24 protein-coding genes and 3 tRNA genes are annotated in these 26,158 nt (G+C 56.3%); 11 read left to right on the plus strand and 16 right to left on the minus strand.

Translation table 11 applies throughout. The annotated features are described in order from the left end of the window. Positions 1–5 precede the first annotated feature (5 nt). The gene (locus AC6I8T_RS03100; protein WP_036627489.1) at positions 6–989 is read left to right on the plus strand and encodes a nucleoside hydrolase; all 984 of its coding nucleotides are present in this window, start codon (positions 6–8) and stop codon (positions 987–989) included. A gap of 217 nt (positions 990–1,206) precedes the next feature. After that, positions 1,207–2,427: an MFS transporter gene (locus AC6I8T_RS03105; RefSeq protein ID WP_497833494.1), complete on the plus strand. Its 1,221-nt coding sequence runs from the start codon at positions 1,207–1,209 to the stop codon at positions 2,425–2,427. Here AC6I8T_RS03105 and AC6I8T_RS03110 read toward each other — a convergent pair. The 3 genes from AC6I8T_RS03110 to AC6I8T_RS03120 all read right to left on the minus strand — a co-directional run bounded on the left by AC6I8T_RS03110 (position 2,424) and on the right by AC6I8T_RS03120 (position 4,973). Next, positions 2,424–2,876 carry a YbaK/EbsC family protein gene (locus tag AC6I8T_RS03110; protein ID WP_021185808.1) on the minus strand — a complete coding sequence of 151 codons (453 nt, stop codon included), beginning with the start codon at positions 2,874–2,876 and terminating at the stop codon, positions 2,424–2,426. The two genes, AC6I8T_RS03105 and AC6I8T_RS03110, sit on opposite strands and share 4 nt — an antisense overlap. A gap of 85 nt (positions 2,877–2,961) precedes the next feature. After that, positions 2,962–3,765 (minus strand): siderophore-iron reductase FhuF, encoded by an 804-nt coding sequence (fhuF, locus tag AC6I8T_RS03115; RefSeq protein WP_208724744.1) that lies wholly within the window; start codon positions 3,763–3,765, stop codon positions 2,962–2,964. A 113-nt stretch (positions 3,766–3,878) separates the two neighbouring features. After that, positions 3,879–4,973 (minus strand): diguanylate cyclase, encoded by a 1,095-nt coding sequence (locus tag AC6I8T_RS03120; RefSeq protein ID WP_021185810.1) that lies wholly within the window; start codon positions 4,971–4,973, stop codon positions 3,879–3,881. 232 nt (positions 4,974–5,205) lie between these two features. Here AC6I8T_RS03120 and AC6I8T_RS03125 point away from each other — a divergent pair, with 232 nt between their 5' ends. Next, positions 5,206–5,490, plus strand: a complete 285-nt coding sequence (locus AC6I8T_RS03125) for a DUF1435 domain-containing protein (protein WP_021185811.1) — start codon at positions 5,206–5,208, stop codon at positions 5,488–5,490. Positions 5,491–5,574: 84 nt separating this feature from the next. Here the strand turns inward: AC6I8T_RS03125 and AC6I8T_RS03130 are convergent. From AC6I8T_RS03130 to rsmC, 4 genes are all read right to left on the minus strand, one after another. Further along, a tRNA-Leu gene (locus tag AC6I8T_RS03130) sits at positions 5,575–5,661 on the minus strand. 29 nt (positions 5,662–5,690) lie between these two features. After that, positions 5,691–5,777, minus strand: a tRNA-Leu gene (locus AC6I8T_RS03135). A 32-nt stretch (positions 5,778–5,809) separates the two neighbouring features. Next, positions 5,810–5,896: transfer RNA gene (locus tag AC6I8T_RS03140), tRNA-Leu, on the minus strand. Positions 5,897–6,038: 142 nt separating this feature from the next. Next, a complete protein-coding gene (gene rsmC, locus AC6I8T_RS03145; protein WP_497833495.1) occupies positions 6,039–7,070 on the minus strand; it encodes a 16S rRNA (guanine(1207)-N(2))-methyltransferase RsmC in 1,032 nt (343 codons plus the stop codon). Between the two features lie 106 nt (positions 7,071–7,176). On the opposite strand from rsmC, the gene AC6I8T_RS03150 reads away from it, so the two are divergent. The 4 genes from AC6I8T_RS03150 to yjjJ all read left to right on the plus strand — a co-directional run bounded on the left by AC6I8T_RS03150 (position 7,177) and on the right by yjjJ (position 10,137). After that, the gene (locus AC6I8T_RS03150; RefSeq protein WP_208724747.1) at positions 7,177–7,587 is read left to right on the plus strand and encodes a DNA polymerase III subunit psi; all 411 of its coding nucleotides are present in this window, start codon (positions 7,177–7,179) and stop codon (positions 7,585–7,587) included. Then, the gene (gene rimI / locus AC6I8T_RS03155) at positions 7,559–7,999 is read left to right on the plus strand and encodes a ribosomal protein S18-alanine N-acetyltransferase (RefSeq protein WP_208724748.1); all 441 of its coding nucleotides are present in this window, start codon (positions 7,559–7,561) and stop codon (positions 7,997–7,999) included. Before AC6I8T_RS03150 ends, rimI begins: the two co-directional genes overlap by 29 nt. Positions 8,000–8,019: 20 nt before the next feature. Further along, positions 8,020–8,703, plus strand: a complete 684-nt coding sequence (gene yjjG / locus AC6I8T_RS03160) for a pyrimidine 5'-nucleotidase (RefSeq protein ID WP_021185813.1) — start codon at positions 8,020–8,022, stop codon at positions 8,701–8,703. Positions 8,704–8,808: 105 nt separating this feature from the next. Beyond that, the gene (gene yjjJ / locus AC6I8T_RS03165) at positions 8,809–10,137 is read left to right on the plus strand and encodes a type II toxin-antitoxin system HipA family toxin YjjJ (RefSeq protein ID WP_208724749.1); all 1,329 of its coding nucleotides are present in this window, start codon (positions 8,809–8,811) and stop codon (positions 10,135–10,137) included. Between the two features lie 76 nt (positions 10,138–10,213). Here yjjJ and AC6I8T_RS03170 read toward each other — a convergent pair whose 3' ends face one another. Beyond that, positions 10,214–10,867, minus strand: coding sequence for a YtjB family periplasmic protein (locus tag AC6I8T_RS03170; protein ID WP_208724750.1), 654 nt, complete (start codon positions 10,865–10,867; stop codon positions 10,214–10,216). A gap of 107 nt (positions 10,868–10,974) precedes the next feature. Here AC6I8T_RS03170 and serB point away from each other — a divergent pair, with 107 nt between their 5' ends. From serB to nadR, 3 genes are all read left to right on the plus strand, one after another. Further along, complete coding sequence (gene serB / locus AC6I8T_RS03175; protein ID WP_021185816.1) at positions 10,975–11,952, plus strand: phosphoserine phosphatase; 978 nt, start codon at positions 10,975–10,977, stop codon at positions 11,950–11,952. A gap of 13 nt (positions 11,953–11,965) precedes the next feature. After that, complete coding sequence (gene radA, locus AC6I8T_RS03180; protein WP_013507777.1) at positions 11,966–13,348, plus strand: DNA repair protein RadA; 1,383 nt, start codon at positions 11,966–11,968, stop codon at positions 13,346–13,348. Positions 13,349–13,450: 102 nt separating this feature from the next. Next, positions 13,451–14,689: a multifunctional transcriptional regulator/nicotinamide-nucleotide adenylyltransferase/ribosylnicotinamide kinase NadR gene (nadR, locus tag AC6I8T_RS03185; protein WP_021185818.1), complete on the plus strand. Its 1,239-nt coding sequence runs from the start codon at positions 13,451–13,453 to the stop codon at positions 14,687–14,689. A gap of 79 nt (positions 14,690–14,768) precedes the next feature. Here the strand turns inward: nadR and AC6I8T_RS03190 are convergent, their stop codons facing one another. The 3 genes from AC6I8T_RS03190 to ettA all read right to left on the minus strand — a co-directional run bounded on the left by AC6I8T_RS03190 (position 14,769) and on the right by ettA (position 20,051). Beyond that, complete coding sequence (locus AC6I8T_RS03190; protein ID WP_021185819.1) at positions 14,769–16,055, minus strand: MFS transporter; 1,287 nt, start codon at positions 16,053–16,055, stop codon at positions 14,769–14,771. Next, positions 16,048–17,202, minus strand: coding sequence for a mandelate racemase/muconate lactonizing enzyme family protein (locus tag AC6I8T_RS03195; RefSeq protein WP_497833496.1), 1,155 nt, complete (start codon positions 17,200–17,202; stop codon positions 16,048–16,050). Before AC6I8T_RS03195 ends, AC6I8T_RS03190 begins: the two co-directional genes overlap by 8 nt. 1,181 nt (positions 17,203–18,383) lie before the next feature. Next, positions 18,384–20,051 (minus strand): energy-dependent translational throttle protein EttA, encoded by a 1,668-nt coding sequence (gene ettA, locus AC6I8T_RS03200; RefSeq protein WP_071783592.1) that lies wholly within the window; start codon positions 20,049–20,051, stop codon positions 18,384–18,386. Positions 20,052–20,237: 186 nt separating this feature from the next. Between ettA and AC6I8T_RS03205 the strand changes: the two genes are divergently transcribed. Next, the gene (locus AC6I8T_RS03205) at positions 20,238–21,185 is read left to right on the plus strand and encodes a 2-hydroxyacid dehydrogenase (protein WP_497833497.1); all 948 of its coding nucleotides are present in this window, start codon (positions 20,238–20,240) and stop codon (positions 21,183–21,185) included. Here AC6I8T_RS03205 and deoR read toward each other — a convergent pair. The 5 genes from deoR to urtB are packed head-to-tail and all read right to left on the minus strand — an operon-like array spanning position 21,182 to position 26,122. After that, a complete protein-coding gene (gene deoR / locus AC6I8T_RS03210; protein WP_021184804.1) occupies positions 21,182–21,946 on the minus strand; it encodes a DNA-binding transcriptional repressor DeoR in 765 nt (254 codons plus the stop codon). The two genes, AC6I8T_RS03205 and deoR, sit on opposite strands and share 4 nt — an antisense overlap. 50 nt (positions 21,947–21,996) lie before the next feature. Continuing rightward, on the minus strand, positions 21,997–22,695 hold the full coding sequence (urtE, locus tag AC6I8T_RS03215; RefSeq protein ID WP_021184803.1) for an urea ABC transporter ATP-binding subunit UrtE: 699 nt from the start codon (positions 22,693–22,695) through the stop codon (positions 21,997–21,999). A gap of 1 nt (position 22,696) precedes the next feature. Further along, the gene (gene urtD, locus AC6I8T_RS03220; RefSeq protein WP_021184802.1) at positions 22,697–23,488 is read right to left on the minus strand and encodes an urea ABC transporter ATP-binding protein UrtD; all 792 of its coding nucleotides are present in this window, start codon (positions 23,486–23,488) and stop codon (positions 22,697–22,699) included. After that, on the minus strand, positions 23,481–24,557 hold the full coding sequence (urtC, locus tag AC6I8T_RS03225; protein ID WP_497833498.1) for an urea ABC transporter permease subunit UrtC: 1,077 nt from the start codon (positions 24,555–24,557) through the stop codon (positions 23,481–23,483). The genes urtD and urtC overlap by 8 nt, the downstream gene beginning before the upstream one ends. Then, complete coding sequence (gene urtB / locus AC6I8T_RS03230) at positions 24,557–26,122, minus strand: urea ABC transporter permease subunit UrtB (protein WP_497833499.1); 1,566 nt, start codon at positions 26,120–26,122, stop codon at positions 24,557–24,559. The genes urtC and urtB overlap by 1 nt, the downstream gene beginning before the upstream one ends. Positions 26,123–26,158: the final 36 nt, after the last annotated feature.

Here is a 26,158-nt window from a genome sequence, read left to right on the forward strand (position 1 = left end):
ACACCATGAAAAGATTGATTATTGATTGTGATCCGGGGAATGGCATTGCCGGTGCAAACACCGACGATGGGTTGGCTTTAGCCTTAGCGCTGGCGTCACCTGCTTTGTCAGTGGAATTGATTACCACCGTCACCGGTAATACCCCTTGTGCGGTGGGAACCCAGGTGGTGAAGGATCTGTTGCAGCGACTGGGCCTGAATATTCCGGTGGTGCAGGGTGCCCAGCAGGCATTACGCGAAGACCCGGCACCGTGGCGCGCGCGTCTTGATGGTGTCGAGGACAAAAAACTGGCCGAACTGTGGCGCGGCGTACGTCAGCCACAGTTGTTGCCAGCCGATGGCAATGATGCCGCAGGCGTGATGGGCCAGCTGATTTGTGACAATCCGGGCGAGTTTACCCTGGTGGCGATCGGTCCACTTACCAATGTGGCACAGGCGCTACAACGTTATCCGCAGATGGCGGAAGCGGTGGCGGAGATTGTCATCATGGGCGGCGTATTTGCGCTGGACGATTATATCAAAGACACCAATTTTGGCCTCGACCCGGAAGCGGCGCATCAGGTGCTGCACAGCGGGGCGACGGTGACGCTGGTGCCCATGGATGTCACCACGCAAACGTTGCTGACGCATCAGGATCTCAGCCGTCTTACCCACCATCAACATACACTCACCCAGTTTGTCCGGGAAACGCTGCGACCGTGGATTGATTACTCCATCCGTACCCGCCATTTGCCGGGCTGTTGGATCCACGATGCTTTGGTGGTCGCCTGGCTGTTGAATCAACGTGTCGCCGACGGCATGGATTATCATGTCGATGTGGAATTACGGCCTGGTGCCACGCGGGGTAAAAGTTGGCGTTATCGCACGCCGCTGCGTCTGGATGTGGGCATTCCGCACGATGCCGGCGCGCTGGTACATGTCCTGCACAGCGTCGATAACCCCTTGTTGCTGGACATCATCGAGCAGGCATTTAACGGCCTGAACAACTAAAAAAAGCCCGGTCATCGCGCTGGCGATGACCGTATTTCACCTGACATGCTTCCTTACACCGGGACGCACTCGCTGACAATTCCGCGTCACAGCCTGCCTTTCTGACATGCTATATACAAATAGTTAACAAAATAGTAACCGATGCAATCATTCGCACGGTAACGTTCACAATAATGTCCGGCCAACGATCCGGGCGCTGTCAGACAGGATACCCCCTATGTTTAACTGGACTGCGACGCAGCGAAATGTGGCTTTTGCCAGTTTCGCCAGCTGGACGCTGGATGCGTTCGACTTTTTTATTCTGGTGTTTGTACTCAGCGATCTTGCCCAGTATTTCCACACCAGCGTTTCTGATGTTTCTATCGCGATTATGCTCACGCTGGCAGTGCGGCCAATGGGTGCGCTGCTGTTTGGTCGTCTCGCGGAAAAATATGGGCGTCGCCCGATTCTGATGCTCAATATTGTGTTGTTCTCGCTGTTTGAGCTGCTGTCAGCCTGGTCACCGAACTTTGCTGCTTTCCTGACGTTCCGCGTGATTTACGGCGTGGCAATGGGGGGCATCTGGGGCGTGGCCTCGTCGCTGGCGATGGAAACCATCCCGGATCGTTCGCGGGGTTTGATGTCCGGAATTTTCCAGGCGGGTTATCCCTGTGGCTACCTGCTGGCGTCGATCATCTTCGGTTTGTTCTTCGAGAGCGTGGGCTGGCGCGGAATGTTTATGATTGGTGCGCTGCCGATTTTGTTGCTGCCCTTTATCTATTTCAAGGTGCCGGAATCCCCGGTGTGGCTGGCGGCGCGACAGCGTAAAGAGAGTACCGCCTTGCTGCCGATTATTCGCCAGCACTGGAAAATCTGTATTTACATGGTGCTGTTGATGGCCTGCTTCAACTTCTTCAGCCACGGTACCCAGGATCTCTATCCCACCTTCCTGAAGGTACAACACCAGTTTGATCCGCACACCGTAAGCATTATTGCGATTAGCTACAATATCGCGGCGATGCTGGGCGGTATCTTTTTCGGTTCGCTGTCGGAGCGTATCGGGCGTAAGAAAGCCATTATGCTGGCGTCGTTTCTGGCGCTGCCGGTGCTGCCGTTGTGGGCGTTTTCCAGCGGTTCCTGGATGATTGGCATCGGTGCGTTTCTGATGCAGTTTATGGTGCAGGGCGCATGGGGTGTGGTACCGACCTATCTCACCGAGCTGGTGCCTGCCAATGCGCGTGCGGTGCTGCCGGGGTTTGTGTACCAGTTGGGGAACCTGATTGCCTCGGTTAACGCCACCTTACAATCGCGTATTGCGGAGGCACACGGCGGTAACTATGGCTTAGGGATGGCGATTGTTGCCGGGACGGTGGCGGTGTTGATATGCGTGTTTGTCGCATTTGGACGGGAAACGCGTGGCATTGAAATATCCGGTGCCGTGGCGCGCGAGTCGCATTAAAACGACTCGCAGACGTCAATCCATTTTGCCGCAGTGAGATCCGCCATACGCTGCGGCGAAATGCGCACCGCATTGTAAATTGAACCCGCCGCAGGCAGCACCTCATCGTAGCTACGCAATGAGACATCGCAATAGACGGTCAGCGGATTTTCCAGGCCGAATGGGCTGACTGCGCGGGCGGGATGGCCTGTCAAATTCACCACCTCATCGACGCACAACATACGTACTTTCCTGCCAAGTGTCGCTTTTAATTTGTCATTATCAAGACGCGCATCACCGCGCGTGACAATCAGCACGATTTTATCTTTTACTTTAAAAGACAGGGTTTTAGCGAGTTGTCCTGGCTCCACGTCATGCAGGCGTAGGGCCAGTTCAGCGTCCGGCATCTCGATGATATCGACATCCGGTGCATGTTCGGCAAAGAAGTGCCGTACCGACTCCAGGCTCATTTTTTTCTCCGGCAAAATCAAGCGCTAAAACTGCCATAAGCCCTCTCAACTGTAAACGAGAATGCAGGAGAATCTGTAACAGAATTTACTGAGCACACACCGCTGTTAATGTGCAGTTACCACAGCGTTCAACGTCGGGAATGCGGTAACGCTGGCAGCAACTACGTCGTTCCATCACGCCATTGCGTGGGATCATAGTGCGGTAAAGCGGGTTATCGCTGCCATCCAGCAGGGTACGGCTGAAGAACAACGCCTGCTCCAGCTGTGACACCACATCTGCGGGCAACAGCGTTTTTAACTCTCCAAGGAACCACCAGAAGGAGAATCCCATGTTGTTCCAGATCAGTTTGGCGTTGATATCACCGTGCTGCGCCATGCCATTTACGGCTGGAATCAGGTAGTACTGGATCAGGCGATCGAGACGCTGCTGTGCGTTGAGGTAACGAGCATCCTCATCCTCCTGCACATCAATCCAGAAAGCGCAGGGATGGCCATTTTCATGGAATTCAACGTGAATCAGATGGGGAGCGCAGTTAAGCGCGCGTGGTTCCAGCAGCAGTGCCAGCATCAACGGTGACAGCAACAGGCCGAAGTACCATTGCGCCCAGAGCGACTGGAGGGGCTTCGCCTCATGCGGGACATCAGGATGATTGCGATACAAATAATCGCTGTAGCGCTGGGTGAGGCGGCGGTAATGCTGGGGTTGGGACCATTCGGTAAGTGTTAAGGTGCCTGATGGCGCAGGCTGGCCGAGGTGTATTGTTTCCAGCATGTAGCTGCGCTGTTCACGCATCAGATCTTCCAGTGCGCTCGCCAGCGTGCGGTCGCTTTGGATAAAGATCAGTGGATGTTCGCTGAAGCGATGATCCTGACGGGTGATAGTAGCCATGCCGGTCCTGAATGAAAACGGGAAGCGAAAAACAAATGATAATCGTTCCCGCTTCAGCTCACAAGACAACCCGGCGTTGGATTCACCGTCATGGCACCCGTGAATCCAACGTTTCAGGCGAGATCTTTGGTATCCAGCGGCGCTTTGGGTAAATCATCCCACGCCAGGATGGTATTACGTCCCTGATTTTTCGCCACATACAGGGCACGGTCAGCATTCGCGACCGCCTGATCAAAATCATCATCAAAAATCGGGGCGATACCTGCACTGATGGTGACGTGGGTCGAAACCTTCTCATTAAAGCGATGGGGAATTTCCAGATCGACCACGTACTGGCGAATGCGCTCGGCCAGTTTCATGGCAATTGAGGCGTTAACGTTCGTCATCAGTACCAGAAACTCTTCACCGCCGTACCGTGTCACCACATCGCGCGAGCGTACGGCATCGCGAATGGCGACCGAAACCCGTGCCAATGCCTGATCGCCCATCGCATGGCCGTAGTTGTCGTTGTAGGCCTTGAAATGGTCGATATCCAGCAGTAAGACGAAGTGGCTGCCTGCGTGATTTTCCAGAATGGTATCCAGACGGTTTTTCAGCCCCCGGCGGTTATACAAACCGGTTAACGGGTCCAGCATGCTTAAGTCGCTGAAACTCTCTTTCTCTTCATATAGCTGCCGAACCAGACGGCGGGTGAAATGATCGAAGCGGCGACGCATCAGATGGTGTAATGAAAAACCAATCAACGGCAAGGTGATGGTAAACAAAATCATCATTAAATGCTGACCATCATCCAGCAGTAAAACAGTGAATACCGGCGGCGTGATGTGTAAACAGAAAGCAACTAAATAATCACTTAGCGCAATGGCACTGACAAAAAATACGCTCAACAGACTGATTATTAAAAAACTACCATCAAAATAGAAAACCAGATGGTATTTGTGGTTTATGTGCCATGCCCATAATGCACCAAATAACAATGCCACAGGATTTAATAGCGGTAATTTTAGTTTTGGGCTGATTAAACAAAGTGTAAGTAAAGAGATGCTAAAGCCTGCCACCAGTACTGCTGGCAGTGAGTGGATGCTGGATGCCTCCCCTAAAAATGGTAACAAAGAAAATAGTGAAACAGCGACATTCAAAAACAGAAAAAGCATCAGTGAGAGCCGATATTTGCTGTGTTTCAATTCATCGTAAGATTGTAATTTCATTATTATTACTCGTAACAGCCCTGAAATATCAAAGCGCTACCCGACCGGAATATTCTCCCTGCCAGGGTAATGAGCACATTATTGCTGTGTTATCAAAATAGTTATCGGCGGCAATTTAGCATTTTCCAGTAGTACTGTCATCCGCAGGGCTTTTTCGATAAAAAAAATCCGCTGCACAATGAGAAATATTATCATATGATAATACGAATACTTATCATTTGAGGGTTGCGCGATGATCATGGCGATGTTGGCTGCCTGCGGCTTATGGGGTGTGAGCTGGATTATGGGTAAACGCCTGGATAGCGGCTGGGGTGTGCTGTTGCCCTGTGCGGCGATGCCGGTCTTCGCACTATGGGAACCCAGTTTCAGCCAGTGGCGGTTGGTGATGATTGTGGCGTTGTTGCTGACAATAGTGATGTTGTTTCATCATCGTCTGCGTCATTACCTGCTGTTGCCTTCCTGCCTGGCGCTGGCGGGCGGATTAGCGGCGGTGTCAGTGAATTTTCATCTGATCTGAACGACAGAAATGACAAAATCACGCATAAGCGTGAGCAGAAGCTGTAAACATGATGGATGAGATAACCGGGAAGGATGACAACGTTGGTGCGAAGAGAGGGACTTGAACCCTCACGTCCGTAAGGACACTAACACCTGAAGCTAGCGCGTCTACCAATTCCGCCACCTTCGCATCGTAGTTGTCTGTTCATATCACCGCATTGGTGCGAAGAGAGGGACTTGAACCCTCACGTCCGTAAGAACACTAACACCTGAAGCTAGCGCGTCTACCAATTCCGCCACCTTCGCATTGTGCAGTGCGATATGAACTACGTGGTTTTTGGTGCGAAGAGAGGGACTTGAACCCTCACGTCCGTAAGGACACTAACACCTGAAGCTAGCGCGTCTACCAATTCCGCCACCTTCGCGTACCTGCAATACCTTAAGTATTGCTAACCACGGAGGCGCATTTTAGAGATTTTACTCAATGCGTCAACACATATTTCGCGGCGGTGAAACGATTGCTGGAAAAAGCAACGTTTCTGCCGCCGCGTCAGCAACATCGCTGAATTAACGTGCTTTCGCGCCGCGGCCGTAAACCGCACGGTAAACTTTAAAGCGTCCGGTTTGCGCCAGCACTTCATGGTTTCCGAAAGTCTCATCCAGCACCTGCGGATAGGGCAGGAAGGCGTTGGCGACGATACGCAGTTCGCCGCCACTGTTGAGATGTTTTGCCGCGCCACGAATCAGCGTATGTGCCGCATCGAGGCTGGTTTGCAGGCCATCATGGAACGGCGGGTTGGAGATGATCAGGTCAAAACGACCGGTGACATCGGAGAAGACGTTGCTGGCAAAGACTTCACCTTCAAGGCCATTAGCCGCCAGCGTGGCTTTACTCGCTGCTACTGCGGCGGCATGCACATCACACAGCCACAGACGGACTTTCGGCGAATGTTGCGCCAGCACGGTTGCCAGTACGCCACTGCCACAGCCAATATCCAGCACCTTACCTTTGGTGTGCGGCGTCAGCGTCGAGAGCAGCAGCGCGCTTCCGGCATCAAGGCCGTCACGGCTGAATACGCCAGGCTGGGTGTGAATGGTCAGGCCATCCAGCATATAACTGTCGTTGAAGGCGTCGGCATCGAAGATGGGCTGCTGTTCCAGTTGCCCGTGGTACAGGCCACAGCGACGTGCGCTGTCGATCTTTTCCAGTTTGGCCCACGACTCCACCATGCCTTCCGCGCTACGGACACCGCTACGGTTTTCGCCTACGACAAAAATATCGCTACCAACCGGCATCAGCGAGAGCAGGTTTTGCAGTTGGAACTGCGCTTCCGGTTTATTCTTCGGCCAGAAGTAAACCAGGGTATCGCAGCCTGCCACATCCGCCGCACATGCGACCAGGCCATAGACCGCGCGCTCCGCGAGGCGGCGGCTAAGGTTCTGCCAGTGATGATATTGTTGGGTATGCACGCGTGTTGACGCGGTTTCCAGCTGAGCGGGCAGGTCATCCTGCAAATCGCCAGCAAACAAAACATGGCGGGCGGTAAATTCATCACTGTGGCGCAGAATCACTTCACTGGCCGGGGTAAAAGCAGACATGGATGGCTCCTGTTAAATCAGAGCGGGGATTATAGTGCTTTGTTGGCGCATGTTCGATGGGTTTGCTAGCATAGCGTCGCATTCTGGCAGCACAACGGGTAATAGCATGACATCAAGGCGCGACTGGCTTTTACAGCAAATGGGGATTACGCAGTATCAACTGCGGCGTCCACGCGTGTTGCAGGGAGAGATTGCCGTTCGGCTTACGCCAGAGACTCGTCTGGTCTTGGTGGCGGAACACGCCCCGGCGTTGCATGAGCCGTTAGTTCGCGATGTGCTGCGTACCTTAAACCTGCAACCCGCGCAGGTAATGACGCTCACGCCAGAACAGCTCCAGATGCTACCGGAACAGGTGGATTGTGCGGGCTGGTTGCTGGGTGTCGATAGCTCGCATCCTTTTAATGGCGTCACTTTTGCGACCGCCGCTTTCAATGAATTAATCAGTAGCGGTGCGGCGAAACGCGCCCTCTGGCAACAGATGTGTAACCATGACAGCCATCTCTTTAGTCACCCCTGAAGACCAACCACAGCTGCTGGCGATTGAGCGCCGCAGCCATGCGTTTCCCTGGAGCGAACAGACGTTTGCCAGCAATCAGGGGGAACGTTTTTTAAATTTTCGCATTGAGGCGGAAGGCCGTCTGGTCGGTTTTGCCATCACCCAGGTGGTGCTGGATGAAGCTTCGCTGTTCAATATCGCTGTCGATCCTGATTTTCAACGCCGTGGCTATGCCCGCCAGTTATTGCAGCATCTGATTGCTGAACTGGAGAAGTGCGAGGTCATGACGCTGTGGCTGGAAGTTCGTGCCTCCAATCTGGCGGCGATAGCGCTGTATGAACAGCTGGAGTTTCACCAGGTAAGCCGCCGCCCCAATTACTACCCCACTGCCAGCGGAAGAGAAGACGCCATTATCATGGCATTGACGCTGTAGCGTTTTGGCTGAGGAGATCTATGTTAAACGACTGGGACTGCATTATTTTTGATGCGGATGACACGCTATTTCACTTCGACGCCTATGCCGGTTTGCAACGAATGTTTGCCGGTTATGACGTGCAATTCACCGATCAGGATTACGCCGATTACCAGGCGATCAACAAACCGCTGTGGGTCGATTATCAGAACGGAGCGATTTCGGCGTTGCAACTACAGACACGCCGCTTCACCGGTTGGGGCGAAAAACTCAGTGTGGCCCCGGAAGTGCTCAACAGCGGCTTTCTGAACGCAATGGCGGAAATCTGCCTGCCTTTGCCGGGGGCGGCCCGTTTGCTTGACGCGCTGCACGGCAAGGTGAAGATCGCCATCATTACCAACGGCTTTACCGCGTTGCAGCAGGCGCGTCTCGAACGTACCGGCTTCCGTGATTATTTTGATGCGCTGGTGATTTCGGAGCAGGTCGGCGTACCCAAGCCCGATCGTGCCATCTTTGATCACACGCTGGCGCTGCTCGGCAACCCGGCGCGTGAACGGGTATTGATGGTGGGGGATACGCCGGAATCGGATATCCTCGGCGGCATCAATGCCGGATTGAAAACCTGCTGGTTCGATCACGGTACGCGCCCGTTGCCTGAGCACATCATCCCGGACTGGCAGGTCACCTCGCTGTCTGAGTTGGAAAACTTACTGACGCAGCGTTAAAAGTATCTATTCATCATTGAGATGATTATGCGTCTGAAGGCCCGCTGAGCGGGCCTTTTTTCATGCTAGAATCTATTCATAAATCTATTCATCAACGAGGGCGCGATGGCGGATATCACGACACAGCTGTTGGATGGCCCATTAGGTGCGGCAGAGCTGTTGCGCCGTCTTGGCATCAGCCAGGCGACGCTTTCGCGCCAGTTACGTCAACAGGATCAGGTCGTGCGTTGGGGCAAAGCCCGCGCCACGCGCTATGCTCTGCTGCGCCCGTTGCGCGGTGAAAGCCGTTTTCCTCTTTATCGGGTGCTGCCGTCGGGTCAGACGGTACAAGCAGGCTGGCTGGTACGTACCTGGCCGCAGGGCAGTTGTTTGCATCTGGATGAACAGGAGAACGGGACGTTCTACGATGGATTGCCGTGGTTCCTCAGCGATATGCGTCCCCAGGGGTTCCTCGGACGGCTGTGGGGAAGAGAGAATGCGCATGCACTAGGGTTAACCGAGGATCTCCGTGTCTGGAGCGATGAGCAGTGCCTGATGGCATTGACGGTAACGGGCATGGACATGCCGGGCAACTGCCTGCTCGGTGCGACGGCGTATCAGCGCTGGTTGCAGCAATCTGCCCCCGTGCTGCTGAGCGCCGGGCAAAAAATTATGCGCTATCCGCAACTGGCACAACAGGTGCTGAACGGTGATGAGGTGGGGTCATCGGCGGCGGGTGAGCAGCCAAAGTTCCTGTGTTATGCCGAAACCGCCCACGGCGAACATCACTGCCTGGTCAAATTCACGGTGCCGCGTCAGAGCGAAAACAGCCAGCGCTGGCGTGATTTACTGCGGGCGGAACATCTGGCACTACGGCAATTGGCCGAGACAGGGCTGGCGGCAGCACGTAGCCAGATTATTGAACAAGGCGGCCAGTTGTTCCTCGAAGTTGAGCGCTTCGATCGTGAAGGCGAACGAGGACGGCGTGGGATGTGTTCGCTGGAAGCGGTTAGCGCGGAATTTTTGGGGCGACAGCAGCACTGGCCGGATGCGTTGCGCGAACTGGCGCGCCAGCAACGGCTGGATGAAGCATCAAAGCAGCGTGGGACGCTGCAATGGGCCTTTGGTCGCCTGATCGCCAACAGCGATATGCACGCCGGGAACCTGTCGTTTTTTACCGACGGGGAACAACTGCAACTGACCCCGGCCTACGACATGCTACCGATGGCGTTGGCACCGAACTCGCTCGGTCATATGCGTGACGAGGTGAATTTAACCCTCGACTTTTCGCTTTCCGGTGAGGTGTGGCGGACGGCCAGCGCAATGGCGAAAAGCTATTGGCAGACCATTGCAGCTGAAGGGGCGTTTAGTGAAGGGTTCCGGTTGATTGCGCGCCAGGCACAGCAGCAACTGGCTGCGCTGGACCTGACGCTGGAAAAGATGACGGAGAAATGAAATACGCTGTAGCGGTGCGATTTATCGCGCGGGTTTTACCGACAGCGTACACGGAAATGCGCGATAAATCGCGCCGCTACGGTTTACCGTTTTCCGCCTCTTCTTCTTTATCCTCTTTCACCGGTGTACTGGCGGTGAGCAGGAACGGCGACTGCTGCCAGCGGGTGCGGCGGTCGCGCAGCAGGGTACGGGTCAGGATGATGCCAATCGCCAGCGCCAGCAGCATCATCAGACGCAGAATGTTGGTGGTGTTATCTACCTGGCGCGATTCGGTGACCAGTACGTGGGTGTCCAGCGTGATACGCAGAAAACCCAGCGGGCCGTCTTTACCATTGAGCGGCTGCACAATCTGATGATTGAAATAGCTACCGGCGCGCTTGCCATCGAGGGCGAGGCGGTCGCGCACATCGATGCTTTCGCCGCTGTGCGCCACCAGGCTGCCATCATCAGCATAGACAGAGGCATCCAGGATGCGGCTGTTCTCCGTGAGCTGATTCAGCACCGCTTCAATTTGCGTGCGATTATCGTCGCTGTTATCCATCAAGGGTTGCAGGCTGAATGCCACCTGTTTGGTCAGGGTGCGGGCCAGCTCCTCCACCTGTTCGGAGCGCGCCATTTGGTGCCCGAGACTAAACCAGGATGCCCCCTGCATCAGCACCACTAACAGGGCCAGCGAGATAAGAACAATCACCGTGCGGTGCAGGCGAAATTTCAGTGCGGTTTTAACCATCAGAAACCCGTGTGACATAACAGCAGAAAGGCTGGCAATTATGTTGCCAGAACCCGCGCAGACAAGGTAGCCTCTTGCGTGGTTTTGTTGTCCCTACAGGAGCTGTAATGCCAAATCGTCTTACCTGGTGCGATCTGCCCGCCGATGTATCCCTTTGGCCGGGTCTACCCCTTTCCCTCAGCGGTGATGAAGTGATGCCGCTGGATTACCGTGCTGGTCGGACTGGCTGGCTGCTGTATGGGCGCGGGCTTGATAAACAAAAGCTGACTGACTATCAGCATCAGCTGGGCGCAGCGATGGTGATCGTCAGCGCCTGGAATGTTGATGAGTACCAGGTGATTCGTCTGGCTGGCTCTCTGACGCCGCGAGCGACCAAACTGGCGCATGATGCCGGTTTTGATGTGGCACCGCTTGGCAAAATTCCCCACCTGAAAACCCCGGGTTTGCTGGTGATGGATATGGACTCCACGGCGATTCAGATCGAATGTATTGATGAAATCGCCAAACTGGCGGGCAGCGGCGAACGCGTGGCGGAAGTAACCGAACGCGCGATGCGTGGCGAACTGGATTTCAAAGCCAGCCTGCGCGAACGAGTCGGCACGCTGGCCGGTGCCGATGCCAATATCCTGAAGCAGGTGCGTGATACGCTGCCTTTGATGCCGGGCCTGACCACGCTGGTGCAGAAATTACAGGCGCTGGGTTGGCAGGTGGCGATCGCCTCTGGCGGCTTTACCTATTACGCTGACTATCTGCGCGACACCTTGCATTTGGCAGCGGCCGTGGCTAACGAACTGGAAATCCGCGACGGCAAACTGACCGGCCAGGTGCTGGGCCAGATTGTCGATGCACAATTTAAAGCCGATACCCTGAATAACCTGGCGCAGCGTTTTGCCATTGCCCCGGAGCAGACCGTGGCGATTGGCGACGGAGCCAATGACCTGCCGATGATTAAAACCGCCGGTCTGGGTATCGCCTATCATGCTAAACCCAAAGTGAATGAGCAGACGGAGGTCATTATCCGTCACGCTGACCTGATGGGGGTGTTCTGCATCCTGAGCGGCAGCCTGATTCACGAAGAACGTTAATTAAGGAACGGATTTGGCCAAAGCGGCAAAACGCGCTTTCGTTTGTAATGAATGCGGCGCTGACTATCCGCGCTGGCAGGGGCAATGCAGCGCCTGCCATGCCTGGAATACCATCACCGAGGTGCGCATTGCCGCCTCGCCAGCCGCTGCGCGCAACGAGCGCCTGAGTGGTTACGCTGGAAGCGCCGGTACCAGCCGGGTGCAGAAGCTGTCGGAGATCAGCCTTGAGGCCCTGCCGCGTTTCTCCACCAGTTTTAAAGAGTTTGACCGTGTGCTCGGCGGCGGCGTGGTGCCGGGCAGCGCGATTCTGATTGGCGGCAACCCCGGTGCCGGGAAATCAACGCTGCTGTTGCAGGTGATGTGTAAGCTGGCGGAGGGGATGAAAACCCTGTACGTCACTGGCGAAGAATCGCTGCAACAGGTGGCCATGCGCGCCCATCGTCTGGGATTACCCACCGAAAATCTGAATATGCTGTCGGAAACCAGCATCGAGCAGATCTGCCTGATCGCCGAGCAGGAACAACCGAAACTGATGGTGATCGACTCGATCCAGGTGATGCATATGGCGGAGATCCAATCTTCGCCGGGTAGCGTAGCGCAGGTGCGTGAAACTGCCGCTTATCTGACGCGTTTCGCAAAAACGCGTGGCGTGGCGATTGTGATGGTGGGACATGTCACCAAAGATGGCTCACTGGCTGGTCCAAAAGTGCTGGAGCATTGCATCGACTGTTCCGTGTTGCTGGATGGTGACGCCGATTCACGTTTCCGTACCCTGCGCAGCCACAAAAACCGTTTTGGCGCGGTGAACGAATTAGGGGTGTTCGCTATGACCGAGCAGGGGATGCGTGAAGTCAGCAATCCCTCGGCCATCTTTCTGTCTCGCGGTGATGAAATCACCTCGGGCAGCTCGGTGATGGTGGTGTGGGAAGGTACACGCCCGCTGCTGGTGGAGATTCAGGCGCTGGTGGACCACTCCATGATGGGCAATCCACGTCGCGTGGCGGTGGGGCTGGAGCAGAATCGCCTGGCGATCCTGTTGGCGGTGCTGCATCGTCACGGAGGATTACAGATGGCGGATCAGGACGTGTTCGTCAACGTGGTGGGTGGCGTAAAAGTCACGGAAACCAGTGCCGACCTCGCGTTGCTGCTGGCGATGGTCTCCAGCTTGCGCGATCGTCCTCTGCCACAGGATCTGGTGATTTTCGGCGAAGTCGGGTTGGCCGGTGAAATTCGCCCGGTGCCCAGTGGTCAGGAACGTATTTCCGAAGCCGCCAAGCATGGTTTCAAGCGCGCGATAGTGCCCGCAGGCAATGCACCGAAGAAACCGATTGAGGGGATGAAGGTTTACAGCGCGAAGAAGCTGGCGGATGCGCTGGCGATTCTGGACGAGCTGTAATGCCTCAGCCTGACTAACATTTTGCACACCTTCCTCTCCCGTCTTGCGGGAGAGGGCCGGGGTGAGGGCAACCAGCCGCACTTTCCATGCAGGAGGCACATCATGTCATCATTTGACTACCTGAAAACCGCCATTCGCCAGCAGGGCCATACGCTGCAACAGGTGGCGGATGCCAGCGGGATGACCAAAGGCTATTTAAGCCAGTTGCTGAATGCCAAAATCAAAAGCCCCAGCGCCGCTAAACTGGAAGCGTTACATCGCTTTCTCGGTCTGGAGTTTCCGCGTCGCGAGAAGACCGTCGGCGTGATATTCGGTAAGTTCTACCCGCTGCACACCGGTCATATTTATCTGATCCAGCGCGCCTGTAGCCAGGTTGATGAACTGCATATCATCATGGGACATGACGATCCGCGCGATCGCGAATTATTTGAAAACAGCGCCATGTCGCAGCAGCCGACGGTCAGCGATCGCCTGCGCTGGCTGCTGCAAACCTTCAAATACCAGAAAAACATCCGTATTCACTCCTTCAACGAAGAAGGCATCGAGCCTTATCCGCACGGCTGGGATGTGTGGAGTGAAGGCGTTAAAGCGTTTCTGGCGCAGCAGGGCATTGAAGCGGATTGCGTCTACACCAGCGAAGCACCGGATGCGCCGATGTATCAGCAGCACCTCGGTATTGAAGCGGTGGTGCTCGATCCCAATCGATCCTTTATGAGCATCAGCGGCGCGCAGATTCGCCAGGATCCGTTTCGCTATTGGGAATATATTCCGACTGAGGTCAAGCCGTTCTTTGTGCGCACCGTGGCGATCCTTGGCGGTGAGTCGAGCGGGAAATCGACGCTGGTCAATAAGCTGGCGAACATCTTCAATACCACCAGCGCGTGGGAATATGGCCGCGATTATGTGTTCTCCCACCTTGGTGGTGACGAGATCGCGCTGCAATATTCGGACTATGACAAAATCGCCCTTGGTCAGGCGCAGTACATCGATTTTGCCGTCAAGTACGCCAACAAAGTGGCCTTTATCGATACCGATTTCATCACCACCCAGGCGTTTTGCCTCAAGTATGAGGGGCGCGAACATCCGTTTGTGCAGGCGCTGATTGATGAATACCGCTTCGACCTGGTGATTCTGCTGGAGAATAACGTGCCGTGGGTGGCGGATGGGTTGCGTAGCCTGGGCAGTTCAGTGGATCGACGCGAGTTTCAGTCGTTGCTGATCACCATGCTGCGTGAGAACAATATCGACTTCGTCCATGTGAAAGAGGACGACTACGACACGCGCTTCCTGCGCTGTGTCGAGTTGGTTAAACAGATGCTGGGGAACGGCGTCCCCCGTTAAACATGCCTCTGGCGTAGCGGCGCGATTTATCGCGCAATGTTTTTGGCGCGTGTAAATCACGCCGCTACGTATTTCCGCCTTAATGCGACGCCAGTGCGCGCAGCGTATTAACCCCTTTCTGCCGTACCAGCAGCGCCAGCAATAGCATTCCCGTCAAAGCCAGTACGCTCGCCAACACAAAGGCGGTGTGATAGCCGCCGCCGTACTGGATAAGGAAGCCAGTAATCCCCGGTGACAGAATGCCCGCCAGATTCGCCAGCAGATGAACAAACCCGCCTGCCGTACCAATTCGTCCTGCCGGAACGATATCCTGCAACAATGACCAGCAGGCTTGCGGCGTCATATAAGCAAACACGCTCGCCAGGGTAATCAGGGTGACGGCCGCAGCCAGGCTCTGGCTCCAGGCGGTCAGCAGCACGCATAACGCGGCGACGGCCAGTCCGACAAAAATCACCAGCTTACGAGACAGCAGGAAATTCTGCGTGCGGCGAAACAGCATGTCGCACACCACGCCACCACCGAGAAAACCAACGGTGGCACCGAGCCACGGCAGAATACCGATGATGCTCATGCTTTTGATATCCAGATGCTGGAAGTCGGTCAGGTAACTCGGTAGCCAGGAGAGGAAGAAATACTGGATGTAGTTGAAGCAGAAGAAGGCGCTGGCGACGCCTAACACCGGCAGTGAGAAGACGTAGCGCCACAGCGAGTGCTGATCCTGCTGCGGGGTGCTGGCGCTCTGGCTGGCCGGACGTTGCTGCATAATCAGCTGACTTTCCTCGCGGCTGACGCGCGGATGCTGCTCTGGCTTATCACGGAACAGCAGCAGCCAACTGGCGACCCAGATAAAGCCCAGCGCGGCAATCACGATGAAAGCAATACGCCAGCCAAAATTCAGCCCAACCAGACCAACAATCGGTGCGGCAATGGCTGCACCCAGCGGCTGTCCGGCATTGGTAAAACCGACTGCCCGGCCAACTTCCTGACGCGGGAACCAGTTAGCAATCGATTTGTTGGTGGTGGTACCCATCGGCCCCTCGCCGATACCAAACAGCATACGCACAATCAACAGATGACCGAAGCCGGTGACCAGCGCGGTGGCACCGCAAAACAGCGACCAGATCGAAGCCGCCCAGGCATAGACACGACGTGGGCCAAAGCGGTCAGCCCCCCAGCCGCCAAGAAAACAAAACAGGCAATAACCAATAAAGAAGCAGCTAAACAGGATGCCCATCTGTGCATCATCAATGCCGAGATCTTTTTTCACCAGTGGCGCCATGACCGACAGTGCGGCGCGATCGAGATAGTTGAGCATCCCGGCGCAGAACAGCAGCAGGGCAATGACCACACGATAATTTTTAAACATGATGCACTCCCTGTTGATCCACCCGTTGATGGGTTATCCGATACTCGCGTAACACCTGCTCGTCGGGCTGATAACCGAGGCCAGGACGATCGCTCAGGGTAAAGTGCACGTCGTGGGGCAGATCGGGGTAAAGATCGACGGCGAAGTCGATCCACGGGATCTCCATTTTGACGCTGTCTGGCAGCAACGCGACCAGATGAGCGGTAGCCAGCATCCCTGCGCCGTAATAGAAGCAGTGCGGCACCACGCGTACGCGATATTGCTGCGCCAGGTCGAAGACATGCAGGGCGGCGGTGATACCGCCGACTTTGGTGACGCTGGGTTGCACCACATCGACCGCGCCACTTTCCAGCAGATTGACGAAACCGAAATCACCATCGACGTTTTCACCGGCGGCCAGCGGTACACCGACGCGACGCAACTGCGCCAGACCGTCAAAATCATCCGGTGGCCAGATCGGCTCCTCCAGCCAGCCCAGCTCCAGCGCACGCAGTTCATAAGCGTGCTGGCTCGCCTGAGCACGCGTCCACGGACAGTTAACGTCCACCATTAACTGCGCGTCAGCAGGTAGTGCAGCACGGGCAGCAGCGATAGCGGGGCTGGCTGTTTCATGCAGCTTCATGGTGCGGAATCCCTGCTGATAAGCGCGCTGCACCTGGGTGGCGACTTCTTCGGGATCATTGGCGTAGCTTACCAGGCTGGCATAGCGCTCGATCTGATGACGCGTTGCTCCCAATAGTTGCCACAGCGGTTGCTGGTGCTGCTGGCCGAGCAAATCCCACAAGGCGATATCAAGAGCGGAAAGGGCGTAGCGCACCGGGCCACTGCGGCCAAACGCATGCAGAGCCTGCTCGGCGTTCTGCATTAATGACGCGATTGCCGGTTCGCTGTCGGGGAGTGGCTGTTGCAGGAAAAAGGGGGCGACCAGGCTGCACAGTGCCTGCTCCGTGACCGGGTTAGCCAGATGCCCGAAGGCTTCTCCCCAACCCACCAGTCCGTTGTCGCTGGTGACTTTAACCAGCAGGGTTTCCATCCGGCTCAACGACGGCGAGGCCGCGTTAAACGTGGTTTCTTGCTCCGCTGGTGGACGTCGATGAGCATCAAAGGGGATCGCGATGCGCATCACTTCAATCGTAGATATCTTCATGCCATAGACCTCAAAAGGGTGCGCCCGGCGTGAGTAGTTATGAAAAATGCCGGGACGGATAGGGATACATCGGGTCAATAGCGAGTATAAAAAGCAGGCAAAACGGGAACATCGGGCAACAGCCCAGGAGTGAAAGCGGATTCAGGCGGGTTTTTGTGCTGATTAACGGCGCGTGGTGCAGGGGATCACAAATATGATGGAAATATCATAACTGCACGATAAATCGTGCCGCTACGGGTTGGGCAAATATCATCACTGCACGATAAATCGTGCCGCTACGGGTTGGGCAAATATCATCACTGCACGATAAATCGTGCCGCTACGGGTTGGGCAAATATCATCACTGCACGATAAATCGTGCCGCTACGGGTTGGGCAAATATCATCACTGCGCGATAAATCGCGCGGCTACGGGTTGGGCAAATATCATCACTGCACGATAAGTCGTGCCGCTACGGGTTGTGCAAATATCATCACTGCACGATAAATCGTGCCGCTACGGGTTGGGCAAATATCATCACTGCACGATAAGTCGTGCCGCTACGGGTTGGGCAAATATCATCACTGCGCGATAAATCGCGCGGCTACGGGATGGGCAAATATCATCACTGCACGATAAATCGCGCGGCTACGGGATGGGCAAATATCATCACTGCACGATAAGTCGTGCCGCTACGGGTTGGGCAAATATCATCACTGCGCGATAAATCGTGCCGCTACGGGTTGGGCAAATATCATCACTGCGCGATAAATCGCGCGGCTACGGGATGGGCAAATATCATCACTGCACGATAAATCGTGCCGCTACGGGTTGGGCAAATATCATCACTGCGCGATAAATCGCGCGGCTACGGGTTGGGCAAATATCATCACTGCACGATAAATCGTGCCGCTACGGGATGGGAAAATATCATCACTGCACGATAAATCGTGCCGCTACGGGTTGGGCAAATATCATCACTGCGCGATAAATCGCGCGGCTACGGGTTGGGCAAATATCATCACTGCACGATAAATCGTGCCGCTACGGGTTGGGCAAATATCATCACTGCGCGATAAATCGCGCGGCTACGGGATGGGCAAATATCTGTAGCGGCGCGATTTATCGCGCGAGCCGTTTCAGGATTTATCGCGCAAAAAAAAGCGCCGGTTAAGGCGCCTTTTATTATCGCGTTAGCGCAATTACTTCGCCATACGCTTGTACTTGATACGCTTCGGCTCCAGCGCTTCTGCGCCGAGGGTGCGTTTTTTGTACTCTTCGTATTCGGTGAAGTTACCTTCAAAGAACTCCACTTTACCCTCATCCTGGTAATCGATGATGTGGGTAGCGATACGGTCAAGGAACCAACGGTCATGCGAGATAACCATCGCACAGCCAGGGAATTCCAGCAGGGCGTTTTCCAGGGCGCGCAGGGTTTCGATGTCGAGGTCGTTGGTCGGTTCATCGAGCAGCAACAGGTTGCCGCCGACCTGCAACAGTTTCGCCAGGTGCAGACGACCACGCTCACCACCAGACAGCTCGCCCACGCGTTTGCCCTGGTCGGTGCCTTTGAAGTTAAAGCGACCAACGTAAGCGCGGCTTGGCATTTCGGTGTTGCCGATACGCATGATGTCCTGACCGCCGGAAACTTCTTCCCACACGGTTTTGCTGTTATCCATCGCATCACGGAACTGATCGACGGACGCCAGTTTCACGGTTTCGCCCAGCTCGATGGTGCCTGAGTCCGGCTGCTCCTGACCGGACATCATACGGAACAGGGTAGATTTACCCGCGCCGTTCGGTCCGATAATCCCGACAATCGCGCCTTTCGGCAGCGAGAAGGAGAGATCGTCAATCAGCACGCGATCGCCGTAGGATTTACGCAGGTTAGCGACTTCCAACACTTTGTCACCGAGGCGTGCGCCTGGCGGAATAAACAGTTCGTTGGTTTCGTTACGTTTCTGGTATTCGGTGCTGTTCAGTTCTTCGAAGCGAGCCAGACGGGCTTTGCCCTTCGACTGACGGCCTTTCGCGCCCTGACGCACCCATTCCAGCTCTTTCTCAATGGACTTGCGACGTGCCGCTTCGGCAGAGGCTTCCTGCGCCAGACGCTGATCTTTCTGCTCCAGCCAGGAAGAGTAGTTACCTTCCCACGGAATACCCTCGCCACGGTCCAGTTCCAGAATCCAGCCCGCCACGTTATCGAGGAAGTAGCGGTCGTGGGTGATCGCCACGACAGTACCTTCGAAGTCGTGCAGGAAACGCTCCAGCCAGGCCACGGATTCTGCATCCAGGTGGTTGGTGGGTTCGTCGAGCAGCAGCATGTCTGGCTTTTCCAGCAGCAGACGGCACAGCGCAACGCGGCGGCGTTCACCACCGGACAGGTTAGCGATTTTGGCATCCCACTCTGGCAGACGCATGGCATCCGCCGCACGGTTCAGCTGGGTTTCCAGGTTGTGACCATCATGGGCCTGGATCACTTCTTCCAGACGGCCCTGCTCAGCGGCCAGTTTGTCGAAATCGGCATCCGGGTCAGCGTACAGCGCATAAACTTCGTCGAGGCGCTTCAGCGCACCGACCACTTCAGACACCGCTTCTTCTACGGATTCACGCACGGTGTGTTCCGGGTTGAGTTGCGGTTCCTGCGGCAGATAGCCGACTTTGATACCCGGCTGTGGGCGGGCTTCCCCTTCGATATCTTTATCGATGCCCGCCATGATACGCAGCAGGGTTGATTTACCCGCACCGTTCAGGCCGAGGACACCAATTTTGGCTCCAGGGAAAAAGCTGAGAGAGATATTCTTCAGAATATGACGCTTCGGCGGAACCACTTTGCCGACGCGATGCATGCTATAGACGAATTGAGCCACGTTGTAATGAGCCTCTTGGTCTGTGGAGGTGGACGTCAGATGCTGAAGTTTAGCCGTTTTCCCGATCCAATCACAGCGACACAGCAGGGAAACTTCTGGAGCTGGCGCGATAAACGGATAACTGTTTGATTCTCACTCAGCCATCGGACTATGCTGGCTTTTTGCCTTAAAACGGGAGGAGGTGCGATGAGAGTGCTGATTGCTGCGGATGAACAGGCCTGGGGCGGTTTAATCCCGTCGATTCGTCAGATGTTACCCGATGTGGAGTTTGTTGCGTCAGCGGGTCATGCGGCCGAGAGCCTCGCCGGGTTTGATGCATTGGTGCCCGGTATGTGCCGGGTCGATGCGCGGCTACTGGCGACGGCTGATCGCCTGAAGCTGATTCAGCAGGCAGGCGTCGGGCTGGAAGGCGTTGATATCGCTGCGGCCAAGAAGGCCGGCATCATGGTGGCGAATGTCCCCTCTGATCACTCCGGCAACGCCGATTCTGTCGCAGAGCTGGGTATCTGGATGATGATCGGCCTGGCGCGCCGTCAGCAGGAAATCGCGCAGTGCCTGGCGCAGCAGTTGCTCGGACAGCCGATCGGCATGGGGTTGATGGGCAAAACCGTCGGCCTGGTCGGGTTGGGCGGTATCGGTAAAGCGCTGGCAAAACGCCTCGCGCCTTTTGGTATGCGGATGATTGGTGTGAAACGGGAAGCGGATGAAGCCTTTGCCCGTGAGCATCAGCTTGACTGGGTAGGCAGTATCAGCCAGTTGCCGCAACTTTTGGCCGAGTCTGATTTTGTGGTGTTAAGTCTGCCGCACAGCGCGGAAACCCATCAGATTATTGATGCGGCGGCACTGGCGCAGATGAAGTCCACCGCTTTCCTGGTAAACCTTGGGCGTGGCGGGCTGATCGACAAAGCGGCGTTTATCTCCGCGCTAGAGAATCAAACGCTGGCCGGTGCCGGTTTAGATGTGTTCTGGCAGGAGCCGCCTGATCCCAACGATGCGGTGTTTCAGCATAACGTGATTGCCACACCGCATATTGGCGGCGTCACCGATATCTCGCTGGCAGGGAATATCAAAGGCGTGTGCGATAACCTGCGCCGTCTGCGTGACGGCGAGGCGGTGATTGATCGCTGGGCCTAACCGCAGCACAGCTTAACCCCGGCCACCTGCATCACCTTCAACAACGCAGGTGGCGGCGGGCTGTCGCTCAGCAGAATATCGAATAACGAGAAATCGCCGATCCGGGCGGGCAGCACCTTGCCATATTTGCTGCTGTCGCCCACCACGATACATGTCTGCGCCCGTTGCAACGCCAGATGTTTAATCGGTAACTCATTCAGGTTGTAGCAGGTGGCACCCTGACGTACATCCATTCCGGCGGCAGAGATAAAGGCCTTGGTCGGACAAAGCGCGTCCAGTACCGTCACTTGTTCCAGTGGCGTGAATACCGCGTTGTCGGCATGAAACTCCCCACCCGATAAAATCACCCGGCAGTTAGGCTTCTCTTTCAACGCCAGAAAGGTATTGATGGCGCTGCAAATGGCGGTGAATGGCAGCTCGTCATCAATGGCATCAATCACCAGCGGCAGCGTGGTGCCACAGTCAAAAAAAACCGTGTCGTTGGCCTCAATCAGGGCCGCCGCATGCTGCGCCAGCTGCTGTTTTTTGCTGACGTTGAGATTTTGCTGGTCGCTGACAAAGTAATGCGCGATGTTCTGACGCGGATCGCGCATGATGTAGCCGCCCAGCAGCACCACGCCGTTTGCCGGTTCGGTCAGATCGCGGCGGATGGTCATCTCGGACACGCCCAGCAGCTGTGCCGCTTCCTTCAGATGCAGTTTATCGGTGCGTTTCAGCGCCAGCGCCAGGCGGGTGATACGATCAAAGCGGCGGGTTTCCATCTCTCGGTTTTTCCTGGAAAAAACATGCGCCATGTTAACCAGAAATCACCTCAGATCGCCACCAGTCCACGCACCCCATCCGCTTCCATTGTTTCCCCACGGCCACGCTGCACGATTTCACCGCGTGACATGACGAGGTAGTTGTCGGCCAGCTCAGCGGCGAAGTCGTAAAATTGCTCCACCAGCAGGATCGCCATATCACCGCGTTGTGCCAACTGACGGATCACCGCGCCGATCTCTTTGATCACCGACGGCTGGATCCCTTCGGTGGGTTCATCAAGGATCAGCAGTTGTGGTTTGGCGGCGAGGGCGCGGCCAATCGCCAATTGTTGCTGCTGTCCTCCGGAAAGATCGCCGCCGCGTCGCGCTTTCATCTCCTTCAGTACCGGGAACAATTGATAAATCTCCTCCGGCACCGCTTTGGCCTGTGCACCTGAGAAGCGCGCCAGTCCCATTAACAGATTCTCTTCTACCGTCAGACGCGGAAAAATTTCCCGTCCCTGGGGAACGTAGGCGATGCCAGATTGCACCCGCTGATGCGGTTTGCGCTGGTTGATCACCTTATCTTGCCAGCGGATCTCGCCGGACTTAGCTGGTATCAATCCCATCAGGCACTTCAGCAGCGTGGTTTTGCCTACGCCGTTACGTCCCAGCAGGCAGGTGATTTCGCCGGGTTTGGTTTCAAACGACAAGCCGCGCAGAATGTGGCTGCCGCCATAATATTGATTCAGATCCGATACCTGTAACATCTCAGCGCCCCAGATAAACGTCGATTACCCGATCGTCGGCCTGTACTTCGCGCAACGATCCCTCGGCCAACACCTGGCCCTGATGCAGTACCGTCACATGGTCGGCAATGGTTTCGACAAACCCCATATCGTGTTCCACCACCATCAACGAATGCTGACCGGCGAGGCTGCGGAACAATTCTGCGGTGTACTCGGTTTCCGCATCGGTCATGCCCGCTGCCGGTTCATCCAGCAACAACAGGTGCGGGTCCTGCACCAGCAACATGCCAATCTCCAGAAACTGTTTTTGTCCGTGTGACAGCAGACCGGCTTTGCGCTGACGTTCGCCGCCCAAACGCAGCAGCTTCAGCACCTCGTCGATACGATCCTGCTGCTCACCGTTGAGACGGGCGCGCAGGCTGGCCCACACCGATTTGTCATTTTTTAGGGCGATCTCGAGATTTTCGAACACCGTCAGCGCTTCAAATACTGTCGGCTTCTGAAATTTACGGCCAATCCCGGCGCGGGCGATCTCCACCGGAGACAGGGCGGTCAGGTCGGTGTCCTGATCGTAAATCACTCGTCCATTATCGGGTCGTGTTTTACCGGTGATCACATCCATCAGCGTGGTTTTACCCGCGCCGTTAGGGCCGATGACGCAACGCAATTCGCCAACGCCGATCTGTAACGACAGGTCGGTCAGCGCGCGAAAACCGTCAAACGACACATTAATATTTTCCAGCAGCAGCACCGGATCACGTTGATCGCGATGGCGATCCGCCGGATGCGGTTGGGTAAACAGTTGTTCAGTCATCTTTCCTCCGGCGCAGCAGGCCAATCACGCCACGCGGCAGGAACAGCGTAACGAGGATAAACATCAGTCCCAGGAAGAACAGCCAGTACTCCGGGAAGGCGACGGTGAACCAGCTTTTCGCGCCGTTGACAATCGCCGCGCCGAGCAAGGGACCAATCAGGGTGCCACGCCCACCCAGCGCCACCCAGATAGCGGCTTCGATGGAGTTGGTGGGGGACATTTCGCTTGGGTTGATGATGCCGACCTGCGGGACGTAGAGCGCACCCGCCAGCCCACACAGCACGGCGGAGAGGGTCCAGACGAACAACTTAAAACCACGCGGATCGTAGCCGATGAACATCAGGCGGTTTTCTGCATCGCGCACCGCCGTCAGCACCCGACCAAACTTGCTGCGCGCCAGGGCAAAACCGACGCCGATGCTGGCCAGCAACAACAACACGGTGGCGACAAACAATCCGATGCGCGTACCGGTGGCGGTGACGTTAAAGCCGAGCAGGGTGGTGAAGCCGGTGAAGCCGTTGTTGCCGCCAAAGCCGGTTTCGTTGCGGAAAAACAGCAGCATGCCTGCGTAGGTCAGCGCCTGCGTCATGATCGAGAAATAGACACCTTTGATCTTCGAGCGGAAGGCGAAGAAACCGAACACCAGCGCCAACAGGCCTGGCACCAGCACGATCAGGCATAGTGCCCAGGCGAAGTGTTGTGTCCCGGCCCAGAACCACGGCAATTCATTCCACGACAGGAACGACATAAACGCAGGCAGGCCATCGCCGGACGCCTGACGCATCAAATACATCCCCATCGCATAACCGCCGAGGGCGAAAAACAGGCCGTGGCCGAGCGACAGCAGCCCGGCATAACCCCACACCAGGTCAAGCGCCACCGCGACAATGGCATAGCAGAGGATCTTGCCGACCAGCGTCAGCGTATAGGTCGAGAGCGCCAGCGGATGGCTGGCGGGCAGCAGCGCAAAGAACGGCATGATCAACAGCAGCAGCGCGATAAGCACGCCCAGGCTGAGGGTCAGACGCGGCGCTTTGCGCGCGGTGGTTAAGGTCAGTGGCTGGCTCATCAGTCAATCACCCTCCCTTTAAAGGCAAACAGGCCCTGGGGACGTTTCTGAATAAACAGAACGATCAACACCAGAATCAGGATCTTACCGAGCACCGCACCAATCTGCGGTTCCAGCACCTTGTTGAGAATGCCCAGCCCGAACGCGGCCACCACGGTGCCTGCCAACTGGCCGACGCCACCCAGCACCACCACGAGGAAGGAGTCGATAATGTAACCCTGACCGAGTTCAGGGCCGACGTTACCCAGTTGCGACAACGCCACGCCGCCCAGCCCGGCGATACCGGAACCCAGGCCAAACGCCAGCATATCGATGCGCCCGGTAGGAACGCCGCAGCAATCTGCCATCGCCCGGTTTTGCGTCACGGCACGCACGCTGAGGCCGAGGCGGGTTTTGTTCAGCAGCAGCCAGGTCAAACCCAGCACGGCGAACACGAACACGATGACCGCGATACGGTTATACGGCAGCACCAGGTTTGGCAGCAGCTGCATCCCGCCGGAGAGCCAGTCCGGGTTGGCGACTTCCAGGTTCTGCGCGCCGAACAGCATCCGCACCAGTTGAATCAACATCAGGCTGATGCCCCAGGTGGCGAGCAGGGTTTCCAGCGGGCGACCGTACAGATGACGGATAATGGTACGTTCCAGCACCATCCCCATCACAGCGGTGGCCAGGAAGGCGACTGGCAGCGCCAGCAGCGGATACCACGCCAGCCATTGCGGCGCGAACTGCTGAAACAGGCTTTGTACCAGCCAGGTGGCGTAAGCACCCAGCATCAGCATTTCACCGTGCGCCATATTGATCACGCCGAGCAGGCCATAAGTGATCGCCAGGCCGAGCGCCGCCAGCAGCAGGATCGAACCGAGCGACAGGCCGGTAAAGGCCTGGCCGAGCAGGTCGCCCCACATCAGGCGATGCTTGATTTGTTGCAGGCTGTCGCTGGCGGCGGCCCGTACCTGCGCATCGGGTTCGTTCGCCGCTTGCGTCAGCTGTTGCAGGCTGGCCTGCATATTAGGATCGCTGGATTCTCCCAACAGTTTTACCGCTTTCAGGCGTACCTGCGCATCGGGGCTGGTGAGTTGCAGGTTGGCGGCAGCCATCGCCAGGGTGGCGTGCACCTTGCTGTCTTTTTCGCTGGCGAGACGTTGTTCAATCAGCGGTAATTGGTCGGCAGCGCCGTCGTTTTGCAGTTGCTGCGCGGCGCGCAGGCGAATGGCGGGGTCGGCACTGACCAGCTGATGTGCGGCGAGCGCACTGGCGATCAACACGCGCAGCCGGTTGTTCATAAAGAGTTTTTTGGTTTCGCCACTCGGCTGTTGTGCGCTGTCGAGCGGCTGGAATTTATCGTCCTGTTTACTGAACGGTTGTTTGTGTTCATCAATGACCACGGTTTCATTGCGCAGTGCCTCCAGCAGCGGCAGGCGACTGGCCTGTGGCGCGGCGGCCCATTGCTGGAGCAGCGTGGCCTGCTGCGTACGACTGGCGGCAGCGAAATCTGCGCCATCGCCCGCCTGGGCCAGCCAGGGCAGGAGCAACAGCAGACAGCAGAGATAGCGGCGAATTGTCATGGTTCTGGCCCTGTGGTTGGGGTGGGTAATGGGGGG

It is taken from the genome of Pantoea sp. X-Soil-OKNW-556, from assembly GCF_059730695.1.

Coding starts and splice junctions, on each gene's coding strand:
- serB (WP_021185816.1), top strand. CDS start 10,975: ATGCCAAATCGTCTTACCTGGTGCGATCTGCCCGCCGATGTATCCCTT.
- urtC (WP_497833498.1), bottom strand. CDS start 24,557: ATGAGCCAGCCACTGACCTTAACCACCGCGCGCAAAGCGCCGCGTCTG.
- urtE (WP_021184803.1), bottom strand. CDS start 22,695: ATGTTACAGGTATCGGATCTGAATCAATATTATGGCGGCAGCCACATT.
- AC6I8T_RS03100 (WP_036627489.1), top strand. CDS start 6: ATGAAAAGATTGATTATTGATTGTGATCCGGGGAATGGCATTGCCGGT.
- yjjG (WP_021185813.1), top strand. CDS start 8,020: ATGTTAAACGACTGGGACTGCATTATTTTTGATGCGGATGACACGCTA.
- deoR (WP_021184804.1), bottom strand. CDS start 21,946: ATGGAAACCCGCCGCTTTGATCGTATCACCCGCCTGGCGCTGGCGCTG.
- nadR (WP_021185818.1), top strand. CDS start 13,451: ATGTCATCATTTGACTACCTGAAAACCGCCATTCGCCAGCAGGGCCAT.
- yjjJ (WP_208724749.1), top strand. CDS start 8,809: ATGGCGGATATCACGACACAGCTGTTGGATGGCCCATTAGGTGCGGCA.
- AC6I8T_RS03205 (WP_497833497.1), top strand. CDS start 20,238: ATGAGAGTGCTGATTGCTGCGGATGAACAGGCCTGGGGCGGTTTAATC.
- fhuF (WP_208724744.1), bottom strand. CDS start 3,765: ATGGCTACTATCACCCGTCAGGATCATCGCTTCAGCGAACATCCACTG.
- AC6I8T_RS03150 (WP_208724747.1), top strand. CDS start 7,177: ATGACATCAAGGCGCGACTGGCTTTTACAGCAAATGGGGATTACGCAG.
- urtD (WP_021184802.1), bottom strand. CDS start 23,488: ATGACTGAACAACTGTTTACCCAACCGCATCCGGCGGATCGCCATCGC.
- rsmC (WP_497833495.1), bottom strand. CDS start 7,070: ATGTCTGCTTTTACCCCGGCCAGTGAAGTGATTCTGCGCCACAGTGAT.
- AC6I8T_RS03105 (WP_497833494.1), top strand. CDS start 1,207: ATGTTTAACTGGACTGCGACGCAGCGAAATGTGGCTTTTGCCAGTTTC.
- AC6I8T_RS03125 (WP_021185811.1), top strand. CDS start 5,206: ATGATCATGGCGATGTTGGCTGCCTGCGGCTTATGGGGTGTGAGCTGG.
- urtB (WP_497833499.1), bottom strand. CDS start 26,122: ATGACAATTCGCCGCTATCTCTGCTGTCTGCTGTTGCTCCTGCCCTGG.
- AC6I8T_RS03195 (WP_497833496.1), bottom strand. CDS start 17,202: ATGAAGATATCTACGATTGAAGTGATGCGCATCGCGATCCCCTTTGAT.
- AC6I8T_RS03120 (WP_021185810.1), bottom strand. CDS start 4,973: ATGAAATTACAATCTTACGATGAATTGAAACACAGCAAATATCGGCTC.
- AC6I8T_RS03110 (WP_021185808.1), bottom strand. CDS start 2,876: ATGAGCCTGGAGTCGGTACGGCACTTCTTTGCCGAACATGCACCGGAT.
- AC6I8T_RS03190 (WP_021185819.1), bottom strand. CDS start 16,055: ATGTTTAAAAATTATCGTGTGGTCATTGCCCTGCTGCTGTTCTGCGCC.
- AC6I8T_RS03170 (WP_208724750.1), bottom strand. CDS start 10,867: ATGGTTAAAACCGCACTGAAATTTCGCCTGCACCGCACGGTGATTGTT.
- rimI (WP_208724748.1), top strand. CDS start 7,559: ATGACAGCCATCTCTTTAGTCACCCCTGAAGACCAACCACAGCTGCTG.